Raw genomic sequence first — 10,713 nt, forward strand, 5'->3', positions numbered from 1 at the left:
CATATTATCGCTAGTTCCTGCCTTTAATTTAAGTAATTTATTAAAACTAACTAATTTAGCCCCATTTGGTACAATAGGAACTGAATCTAAATTATAACCTCCACTTATTCTCCTATTATAATCAGCTTTAAACGTTGAGTTTTTTGCTTTTAGGTTCTTAAGGATAGTTTCTAAAGAGTTTAAATCTTTGGCTGTTAAAATATTTTTCTCTGGACTAGGCGCCGCTGTAGCTATAATATTTGGTAAGTTACCACCTATATCTTGAGTATAAGTCCGACTTAACTCAGGCAGTATTTCAAGTAATATATTTGGATGATGTTCTTCTATCTTACCTGAATTATCTGATTTGCCCAGAGTGATATGCCCATTATGTGGATTAATCATTCGGTAACGTCTGTTTTTCAAAACACGTTCAGTCGCACTATCTATTAAATAGTAACTCATTGAAGCATCAGAACTTAAAAAATCTAAGACTTTAACGGTAACCCTGCTACCCGCAACCAAACCCTTCTTCACCGCCTTGATCTTAATCTCTCCCGGGCACACCAACTTAATCCCACTATCATCTATCGTAATCGATGCTCCTGCTGAGGTCTGCAGCTTAATCCGCTTTGGACTGGAGATATTCACCTGTCCAGCCTCACTACCAATCGTCATGCTTTGTTGACTGTGCAGCTGCAACTCACCGCCTTGGGCTTGTATCGCGACAGGCTTGGTATTGGCACTGATATGCAGTCCTGATAGAGCAGCTTGCCCAGCAATGCCTGATAGCGACTCGATACGATCTGCCATCAGCGTATAATTGCCTGCCACCACATCCGACTGAGTAGCGCCTGATTGCCTAACTATTGTTTTCGCCGTCCATAGTGTATTATTTGCAGAGGCCAGAATGCTGTCTTTACTGACCAGCATCACATCGGCTGCGCCTAACACTTCCGTATTTAGCGTCTCATCAATAATTTGCGCGCTGGTTTTAAAGGCTTCTATTGTTTGGTTGGCATTACTAAGTACCTCGGTTGATTGCAAATGTGCCTGCTTTGCCTCTTTAAAGGTTTCACTCAGCTCAGTGCCCATTGTTAACTGGCGTTGTCCTGCATCATTGACCCATGCGGACTCGTGCTCACTTTGACTGTGTCTGATATCAAAGGTGGAGAGTAGGACACCTGACTCACCGGTGATTTGCAAACCATGGTCGGTTGCTAGATTAATGCCTTGTCCACTCTTGCTAGATTGATGATTGCTAAAGCGATGACGTAGTACGCCCAATTCTAATACATGCTCATCAGGGGCAAAGGTCGCTTGATCTGTAATCGTTGGCATATCAGCATTGGCACGCGCCCCAGTATTCACCGTCCACTGCAGACCGACTTTGTTTGGCGTGTCATCAAAGCTCATGGTAACTTCAGAATCAGAAGTCAGCCCATATTGAGCAATACCAGAAATCCAACCACTGTGAGTATCATCTTCATCTTCACTAATTTGCGAATGACCCAAACCACCACCATGCCATCTAGGAGAAGCACCGCCTTGTAGGTTGTGTCTATTCGATAGTCCAGTGTCACGAGTGGTGATGTCTTTGTCATCGACATCGCCCATACCGATACCATCGTAAAGCGATCTGCTAATCACCGGACTATCGATATCGCCATACCAGTAATTAAGGAGAATCGACTGCCCAAGCCGCGGGGCAAACTGCCAACCATGCGTGCTACCCGATGACAGTTGCAATGCGCGTAGGGGCGGGGTAGTGCCGTCGTCGTGAGGGCTGATGCCTGAGTAGACGGGAGTGGTGATGGTTTGTTGTAGATTGTCAGTGCTGACACTAGAGTCATAGCTGGGCGAGGCTAATAAACTGGTGTCACCAGTACGTGCTTGGGTGAGACCCGTGTAAGTGCTACTGGCAAAGGATAAAAAACTGGGATAAGGGCAATAAGGAATAGCTGCGTCAAGTAACGTGGCCGATACCCAAACCCCAGTATTGCGGGCGATATCAAAGCCATGATCGGGGAGGAATATCCCGCTCTGTTGCGTCGTACGTTGTAACCACGCTTTGATAAATACTTGATGATGATAAGACACGCTGTCGCTGTCCGGCTCAATCCCAACCATCTGCGTACTGATACAGTAGCTAGTCAAACGACCGATAGTAGGTAAATTATGAATACTCACAGGACTACCGACCACCATGCCTCGCATCGCACCAGTCGCTTGGTAATGTTCACGCTGACAGCGATTGGCATTCACCCATTGCTGTGCCAACACCGTCGCTGCGCTATCGCTATCGACGCGTGAAGGCGCGCCTAAAAGCACAGTCGTGTCGTCTATTGCTAGTGCTGACTCATCAGCGGCTTGGCCTTCATAAATGGTATCCGCGCTTAAGCCATCTGCTCTTACTATCACCGTCTGACTACCCAGTTGCTGCGTGCTCATTTGTAGCTCATTAACCGTATCTTGTCCTGACTGGATAGAAGACTGGGCATAACGATAGTCTAATGGTAGTAACTCTGTCTCATCAAAACTGCTTAGTAGCATCAGATACCCTAAATTATCTAATGAATCACCCGATATCCATAGGGTACTGACACCACTATCAGCAAGTAGCCCGGTTATAAACTCCCAATCACTGACATCCGACTGGGTGCGCATAGGAAGCTGAAAAGACAGGCGCTCTGATGCCTGCAAAGTCTCAGATAACTGCCAATCAAACTCATAGTCGGCAAAGAGGGTAGTGACGATGTCGAGCGTAGATTGATTGATGAAACTGCGGGTATGAATGCACTGGGTTAATTGCCAATCGGGGCTGACAATGTCTAACGTGTAAAAATGCAGTGCGCCATCTGACTGCTGGTAGTTGACGGCTTTAATAAGCCCAGTGCGATGACTGGGTTCACGGGAAACTGAAAGGGTATTTAAGCAGACAAATGTATTTATCAAAGATAAACAAGAGTTTGAATCTATAAAAGCATGTGAGTAGAACAACAGCTGACTAGTAGCTACTTTATCAATGGCGCTTGACCAAGAGAACGCAACAGGATATAAGGTAGTAATGGGTGTATTATTGGTATCAACGGTAATTTGGTGTAGACGAGCGGTTTGCGAAGGCATAAGGGAGGTTCCCGTTATAAGAAGTGCTTTTATGCCTAAACCAAGTCTATTTAAACCATTTATATTCATTGTCTTTAAGTTGTCGATAAAAACTACCATGTAGGGGTACATGTTGCATGGTAATACCATCAACGGTCAAGTCAGCAACAAGCTTGCCATCAATAATATTGACCATCAGTGCTGCAGGCTCTTTGTTTTCTGCAAAAAATTTCTTAAAAATCTCAAACGTCTCGACATCGCCACTAGGCATCTCTTTAGAATCTGGGTCGCTTTTACTAAAAACAATAGCTGCTTGATACCGTATGCCCTCATGCTTAAAGTACAGTCGATACCAAGCAGGCACTGCTTTTTCTCCCGCGTATGTGGTTAAGTCTACTTCAGACTGTGGGGTAAATGTCGTGTTACCATTTATCAAGAATTCTGTATAGCCATACACATCAAGCGGTGTGGAGAGATACCAAGGGAATTTTTGAGTATTAAAGGTTTTCCATCTGCCAATAGGAAACGTACCGTTGGCTTTTTGTGCTTGAATTTTTTTTGGCTGATCCTTAACAAACCCTGCAAGATATTTTTCTTCACTCAAGCCTTCAGGGTTAAAGTGGTTTGCCTGTGCAAAATACTCCCACGGAATATCCACCTCTTCTGCTTGAAACTGTGCTATCTCTACAACTTCTGCCCAACCAAGACGTACAGAGACGAAGCCACCAGGAGCCAGCGCCAGCTGAATCTGCTTAAACTGTTCAGTATCTGGTGTGTCTTCAAAATCCATAGTGAGCTTGCGCTGAAACTGTCTTTCTATCTCTGCTTTGGGCAGTCTGGCTCTGACATGATAGTATTTGCCTTCTATGGGCGCCAGCCACGTGAGATTGATACCATCAGGAATGCGAGAGCCACCCGACGCATCCGCACCTGCTGTCCTCCAGCCGCCGCCTGCGTGCGCATAAAAACCGCGTCTTGAGCCATCGTCATACATCCAAAAAGATTCGCCTGCGACCAGCTCAATGGGATAATAGCGCGGCGCAAATACTGCTGTAGAAAACCCCATTTTATTCTCTTTCATAAATACACCTTTTAATTCACGAGCCACGTCTCTTCCAGAGAAAATGCAGGCCGTGAGCGATACAACGAGCAGTGATAATATGGCGATCTTGATACTTTTCATAAGTGTGCCTTTATAAGTGCTATAGCGTGATGCTGCCATTGCATGTTCAAGCAGCACATTATATCTTTGTGATATCGCCATCATTTGATGATAGATAAGACAGACTAATTGGCTTAAATACTAGCTGTCTGCTGGCACCTTAGGTATACCATTTCTACAATCAAATTTATAAGTACCCACAGGCAAATCATATTTTCTCCAATAGCGACGCAGCTGCGGCGTGGTCAGCTCATTCTCTTGACAATCCTTTGGTAGTGAGGCTTCAGCACCGTCGCAGATAAAATACAGTGTGCCTTTAGGTAGGTTATTATTTTGCCAATACTCTTCTGCAGATCTTTCGGGTAGTGCCGAAAAAAGAAGCTTGTCTGTTGCTGGATTGATCTGTGTGGTACATCTTCCTACTGCATTGCCAGAGTCATCTTCTAAATACTCTTGTTTATACATAAACTGCCCACCCAAGTCCAAGTCGATACAGGAAGTGAGGCCTAACATGCTGACTAAAAGTAATGATAGATAAATTGATTTCATAAGCGTATCCTTTGTGCTTATCTAATCAGAAATGACGGTACGATAAAACTGATTGGTTTTTGGGTTAATCCTAGGTAGGCTGATAGCAAGAAGTGCTTTTTTGCATTCAACAATCATTCAATAGCATCATTAAGTAGTAAGATATTATTTATCAGAATCAAACCACTTAAATATTCCGACATTAGTTTCTTGGGTGAAAAATTGAGTAATAGTGAGGTATTGTTTTATGGATCCGTCAGTTAGATAAGCTCGGATTTCATTGGCTTCTTCTTCGATGACCAGTGCTATTGTTGTTGATAACTTATTTGACCTAAAGAAATCTTTAAACTCTTGATATATGACAAGATCATCATCTGGCTGTTCTGCTTTGCCCTGTTTTTGCTCAGTGAATTTGATAAAAAGACTATAGATTATTCCTGATTTTTTATATTCTAAGCGTAGCCATGCCGGTACATACTCTTGCGGGATACCCCCATTTTTTTGTATCTCTTCTTTAGTGTAGAATTGCGAATTACCGTTTATCGACCATATTTTGCAAGCTTCCATCTCTATCTGAGTCGTTAGATACCAATTAAATTTGTCTGAATAATTCTTCCAGCGTGTCAGCGGAAATGTGTCCTCTTTGACCATGGCTTTGATATTGTCAGGTAGCTTTTTATAATGGTCATCCATAAACTCAGCCTCAGGATACGTCTCTGGTGCAAAGTGATGGGTAAGCGCGAAGAAATCCCATGACATTTGTATTTCTCGAGCTTGAAAATTAGCGATTTCAGTCACACTTATACCTCCTAGACGCAGGCTAATATAGCCACCAGGAGCTAGTGCGAAATCAATCGTCGTATATTGAGCTGTTTTTGATCGATCATAAAGCTCAACCTCAAAGCGCTTTGCAAACTCAGCAAGCATTAGATCTCTAGGTAGCGTGATTCTGGCTTGATAGTACTTTTTTTCAGTGGTGGAGAGCCAAGTGAGCTGTACACCTAAGGGAAGCTTCACTAGAGCAGGTGGTGAACCGCCTGATGCCAATACGCCTGTACTACGCCAACCACCACCAATGTCTCCCGAAAATCCTAGACCCTGTCCAGCCTCTTCGGTGTAATACCAAAAACACTCTCCTGAAATAAGCCATACATCGAAATGGCGAGGTGCGAAAATATAGGTAAACCATTTAACAGGAATTTCGTTCTCAAACACAAGGCTATCCTTTACAGTGTTGGTTGGTTAGTATGCTTACTAAGATCGTGCTGATAATTTTCATGACATTGCTCCTGTTAGTTAACCTTGAATGACGTCGCGAAAAAATATATTTTTATTATTTTTCTTAAGGGTAACAAAAGAAGCTATTATTAATATAAAAACAGACGACTATCATTTGTTATTTAAGCTGATCAGGTGATGGTCTGATGGAACTTCCTTCGCAGATAAATGCTACAGTTGTGTAATCAGGAAGATTGTTAACCATTCTAAATTTTTCAATTGAACCATACTTTTTAATAATTATACTTCCGTTGCAATCAGTGACTTTATTAGGTAAGTAGGCTCTGCCGTCTTTACAGACATAATCGTTTGTTCCTTTAGGTAAGTTATTATCCTGCCAAAACAAATCTGCATCTGACAGATTATTACTGATACCTAAGTAATTTCCCTGACAGTCTGCTACTAGTCCCTTATCGTTTGATAGATATTCTCCACCTGTTAAGTAGTCACTATTCCAGTTTTGAAGATTACCGCAGGCCGTGAGAGAGAATAGGCAAACACCTGCTAAGATAGTATTGATCATTGTCATAATGTTATTCCTGTTGGTTAACCTTGAATGACGTCGCGAAATTTTCTCTTATTGTTCGTATAGATAACAACAGGCGTTGAACGATTTAGCAACTATTTAAAGCAGCATTCATCAAGATAGACTACTTTTTGGTATGATTTACAGGAATAAAGCTACCGCCTTATATCAGTATAATCTACAGGAATAACGTTACTGCCTTGACAGTTGAATATAGTGTATGAAACCATATTACCACTTTCATATCTGGGGAAGTTATTATTGAGCTTGAACTGCGCAATACCACCGGATTGCTTAGAAATGAGGTTACCTCGACAGTCCGTGACCTTGTTAGGTAAGTAGGCTTTGCTGTCTTTACATACAAAATTAGCCGTTCCTTTTGGCAAATTATTAGCCTGCCAAAATCTTTCAGCTGCTGAAACCGTATTAGGGTTTGTGCCTATTAAATCTCCATAACAGTCTATTACCATCCCATCATCGTTTGATAGATAGTCTCCACCTGTTAAATATCCACTATTCCAGTTTCGAAGATTATCGCAGGCGGTGAGAGAGAGAAGGCAGATACTTGCTAGGATAGTACTAATGATTTTCATAATGTTGCTCCTGTTGGTTAACCTTGAATGACGTTTCGATAAAACAGGTTTTGCTTATTGTCCGTGAAGCTAATTAACAGGAGATAATCGATTGAATCAGTACTAATAGTTAATCGCTTGATTTGCTTACCTTACTGTAAGCTACTCAAAGGTACAGGAGTAACCTTGCCATTATTGCAAGTAAACCTTATATTTCCATTATTCAAATTGAACTTTGATCTAAATCCTTCAACACCACCAGATTGCTTGGCAATGAGGTTACCTTGACAGTCAGTGACTTTACTGGCTTCATAAGCTTTGCCATCTTTACAGACAAAGTCAGTGGTTCCTTTTGGTAAGTTATTAGCTTGCCAAAATTGATCAGCTTGCGTTGGTGGAGATTCCATACTTAAAAAATTTCCTCTACAGTCTGCCACTAGCCCTTCATTATCTGTTAAATATTCACCACCACCTCCAATCCAGTCGCGAGAATTCATACAGGCGGTGAGAGAGAGTAGGCAAACACTCGCTAAAATAGTATTGATCATTTTCATGCTGTTGCTCCTGTTGATTAACCTTGAATGACGTTTCGATAAAACAGATTTTCCTTATTGTCCATAGCGGCAAAAAAGGAGCTAATAAAGAAAGCAGATAATTAAGTTTAAGTTGTTTAATGTTTCAACTGCTTTTTTATTCCCACATAATAGGTTTTACACTGCCATTTGCACAAGTGAAAGCAACATATGAGTAGCCATCAGGAAATCCGTTGTCTCTTCTAAACTTCATAACACCACCTGGCTGGCTAGCGATTATCTTGCCTTGGCAGTCAGTAACTTTATTCAGTAAATATGCTTTTCCATCCTTGCACATATAGTTAGTTGTTCCTTTAGGTAAATTATTATCTTGCCAAAAAGTATCAGCATCTGAAATCGAACCTTTTGTACTTAATTCCCTTCCCTTACAGTCTCCTACCGATCCTTTATCATTCGACAAATATCCAGTACCTCCTGATAGATATGCACTATTCCAGTTTTGAAGATTACCGCAGGCGGTGAGAGAGAGTAGGCAAACACCTGATATAATAATATTGACGATTTTCATAATGCTACTCCTGTTGGTTAACCTTGAATAACGTAGCGATAAAATAGATTTTCCTTATTGTCTATATTAGGAACACTTACGTGTGGAAAGCCACTATTATTGCCACTAATATGTAGATAGCGATTTTTGATAGTCGGTTCGGTAATATACAATTGATGTGAGTTACCATCGGCTTTATGCATGTTTTTATCCATATATCCCTGTTTACCGTCTAATGATGTCGCTTGCGTCTTTAACTCATTGAAGGTAGAGGCTAGTGCTGTTGGTACTGCATACATTTTTAGCTTATCAGGGAGATAAAAGTCGGCATAGTATTTTTTGATAAACTCCAGCATCAGATGCGCAGATACTTTTGGATAATCTGACTTTACTTGTTTTCTATCGATGATGAGCTGATTCTTGTCCCCTGTACAACGGATAAATAGCTCTGTCTCAGATTTTGCCACTGGTGTTAGTCCCAAACCTTCGTTCTCTGCTTGTTTTCTTTTGACTTTACAGGTGTCAACCTCACAAGTTGGCCCTTTGCATTGATATTCCGCTTTGCCCGTATTGTCCGCCCAGCCCTCTGCTTTTAACGCTTGTAATACGATGTCAAAGTCCGCGTATTGTTGTCCAGCAGAGGCGTTGCTTTGATATTCAAGAACCTTTGGGGTAAAGACTTTCCAAAAGCCATTCATCTCAGTGTCTGCGTTAGGATCAGGGTCAATGTCTCTATAAGTCGCAGGCGGCTGTCTACCTCTACGAGAGTCCGTATCCCATTGATGGTTTTGACGGCGGTCTTTGGTTAGGACAATCTGAACATTATCATTTTGACCTTTGACATACCATTCATTTGCACCCTTTTTGACTTCACCTAAAGTACTAAGTCCATCACCAATATCAGTATGACAGCCAGGAATGGCGAACTCTAGTCCGACACCAGCTCGTACGCACTGTCCGATACTGGTTAGATTAAATTTTTGGCGATACTCGTCACCGGCGACGATATGCACGACTTTAGTTCCATCTACTTCTTTAAAATCTAGCTCTTGGCCTTCCTCTTCTACATCGTTATCATGGTTGGTGCCGATAGAAGACACCGTATCAAATAAACCCACGAAGTCAAACACCACATCATATTTTGTTAGATCGATGAACTCCTTAACCTCTGGAGTGCGCCTGTCTGTGAATATGCGCTTACAGAACATACGAGCAGTTGCCGAACCGCGGCTAAAGCCATAGACATTGAATACCAGCTGTTGGGGATTATAGCCTTGACCAACATAAGTCGCTAAAGCTGTCTGCACATGTTCTAACATACGCTCAAGCTTAGCCTTAGCACCAGTACCTCCCATTCCTAATCCTGAACCTATGCCGTTATCGGCATGATACTCCCATCCTGGTACAGGAGCCGAGGCATCGTCAGATTCTGTTCTGGTTTCGATACCTGAGCCGTCGGTATATAGATTAATAACGTGTGGTCTTTCGCTATCGGCTGCTCTATGTAACTGATCAACTACAGTTGGCGCTCGGGCAAAGCTTAGCGATGAACCCACCATAGGCTCTGGGTTATACCTTTCATCCATTCTATCTTTTAGCTTTTTTACCTGCTTTGGCGCAATTTCGTTGTATAAATCTGAGTTTTCTTTACTGTTCCATGTGCCATCAAAGAAAATATTAAATGTCAGGATATTGACTTTAAGATCTACAGAGGAGTTCTCTTCTGGATTGGTTAGATCGTCTTCGCCGTTTATTGGTTCGTCTTTTTGAGTACTATAGCCCCTCATTATTTATCATCCTCATAACTACTACCACGCCTATCTGGATATACCTTTAGCTTGACTTTGCTAGCGCCGCTAAAGATACGATCCGTCTGACCTTTTTCGTCTGTGCGACCATAGAATATCTTACCAAGATCATCAACGATCTTATATCGGAAGCCTTGAACAGGATCGCCATTTTGATCACGAATGACAAACATCTCATCATGAGGGTCTTGATAATCAAGTATGCCGTGTTTTGCTTTTGCCCCCGCAACCATCTCTTTCTTCACCGCTTTAATCTTAACCGTGCCCGGGCAGACCAGCTTAATACCACTGTCATCGATGGTAATAGAAGCTCCGGCTGAGGTTTGCAGCTTAATGCGCTTAGGGCTTGACACATTCACCTGTCCTGACGCGCTACCAATCGTCATGCTTTGTTGACTGTGTAATTGCAACTCACCACCCTGTGCTTGTATCGCTAGTGGCTCTCTATTGGCACTGATATGCAGTCCTGATAGATCGACTTGACCACCAACCCCAGAGAGCGAGTCAATCGTATTTGCCGTCAGCGTATAACTGCCTGCCACCACATCCGACTGAGTTGCGCCTGATTGCCTAACGATTGTTTTCGCCGTCCATAGCGTATTGCTTGCAGAGGCTAATATACTGTCTTTACTAACCAGTAGCACATCTGCTGCACCAAGTACTTCCGTATGTAGC

10 protein-coding genes are annotated in these 10,713 nt (G+C 42.3%); all 10 read right to left on the reverse strand.

Annotated elements, in window-relative coordinates:
* Positions 1 to 3,105, reverse strand: a 3,105-nt coding sequence (locus tag CXF65_RS00465) for a contractile injection system protein, VgrG/Pvc8 family (protein ID WP_198551921.1), incomplete at its 3' end; no start/stop codon positions are given.
* A gap of 46 nt (positions 3,106 to 3,151) precedes the next feature.
* Complete coding sequence (locus tag CXF65_RS00470) at positions 3,152 to 4,267, reverse strand: DUF2931 family protein (RefSeq protein ID WP_157823938.1); 1,116 nt, start codon at positions 4,265 to 4,267, stop codon at positions 3,152 to 3,154.
* Between the two features lie 120 nt (positions 4,268 to 4,387).
* Positions 4,388 to 4,795, reverse strand: coding sequence for a hypothetical protein (locus tag CXF65_RS00475; RefSeq protein ID WP_101210668.1), 408 nt, complete (start codon positions 4,793 to 4,795; stop codon positions 4,388 to 4,390).
* 144 nt (positions 4,796 to 4,939) lie between these two features.
* Positions 4,940 to 5,989 carry a DUF2931 family protein gene (locus CXF65_RS00480; RefSeq protein WP_101210669.1) on the reverse strand — a complete coding sequence of 350 codons (1,050 nt, stop codon included), beginning with the start codon at positions 5,987 to 5,989 and terminating at the stop codon, positions 4,940 to 4,942.
* Between the two features lie 181 nt (positions 5,990 to 6,170).
* Positions 6,171 to 6,581, reverse strand: a complete 411-nt coding sequence (locus CXF65_RS00485) for a hypothetical protein (RefSeq protein WP_101210670.1) — start codon at positions 6,579 to 6,581, stop codon at positions 6,171 to 6,173.
* Between the two features lie 152 nt (positions 6,582 to 6,733).
* Positions 6,734 to 7,171 carry a hypothetical protein gene (locus tag CXF65_RS14995; RefSeq protein WP_198551922.1) on the reverse strand — a complete coding sequence of 146 codons (438 nt, stop codon included), beginning with the start codon at positions 7,169 to 7,171 and terminating at the stop codon, positions 6,734 to 6,736.
* A 131-nt stretch (positions 7,172 to 7,302) separates the two neighbouring features.
* Positions 7,303 to 7,704, reverse strand: coding sequence for a hypothetical protein (locus tag CXF65_RS15000; protein WP_198551923.1), 402 nt, complete (start codon positions 7,702 to 7,704; stop codon positions 7,303 to 7,305).
* 136 nt (positions 7,705 to 7,840) lie between these two features.
* Positions 7,841 to 8,251, reverse strand: coding sequence for a hypothetical protein (locus tag CXF65_RS00500; protein WP_101210671.1), 411 nt, complete (start codon positions 8,249 to 8,251; stop codon positions 7,841 to 7,843).
* Positions 8,252 to 8,268: 17 nt separating this feature from the next.
* Complete coding sequence (locus tag CXF65_RS00505; protein ID WP_101210672.1) at positions 8,269 to 10,017, reverse strand: phospholipase effector Tle1 domain-containing protein; 1,749 nt, start codon at positions 10,015 to 10,017, stop codon at positions 8,269 to 8,271.
* On the reverse strand, positions 10,017 to 10,713 hold a 697-nt coding region (locus CXF65_RS00510; RefSeq protein ID WP_157823940.1), incomplete at its 5' end, for a DUF2345 domain-containing protein. The genes CXF65_RS00505 and CXF65_RS00510, both read right to left, overlap by 1 nt.

Source organism: Psychrobacter sp. Sarcosine-3u-12 (assembly GCF_002836005.1).
Taxonomy (GTDB): domain Bacteria; phylum Pseudomonadota; class Gammaproteobacteria; order Pseudomonadales; family Moraxellaceae; genus Psychrobacter; species Psychrobacter okhotskensis.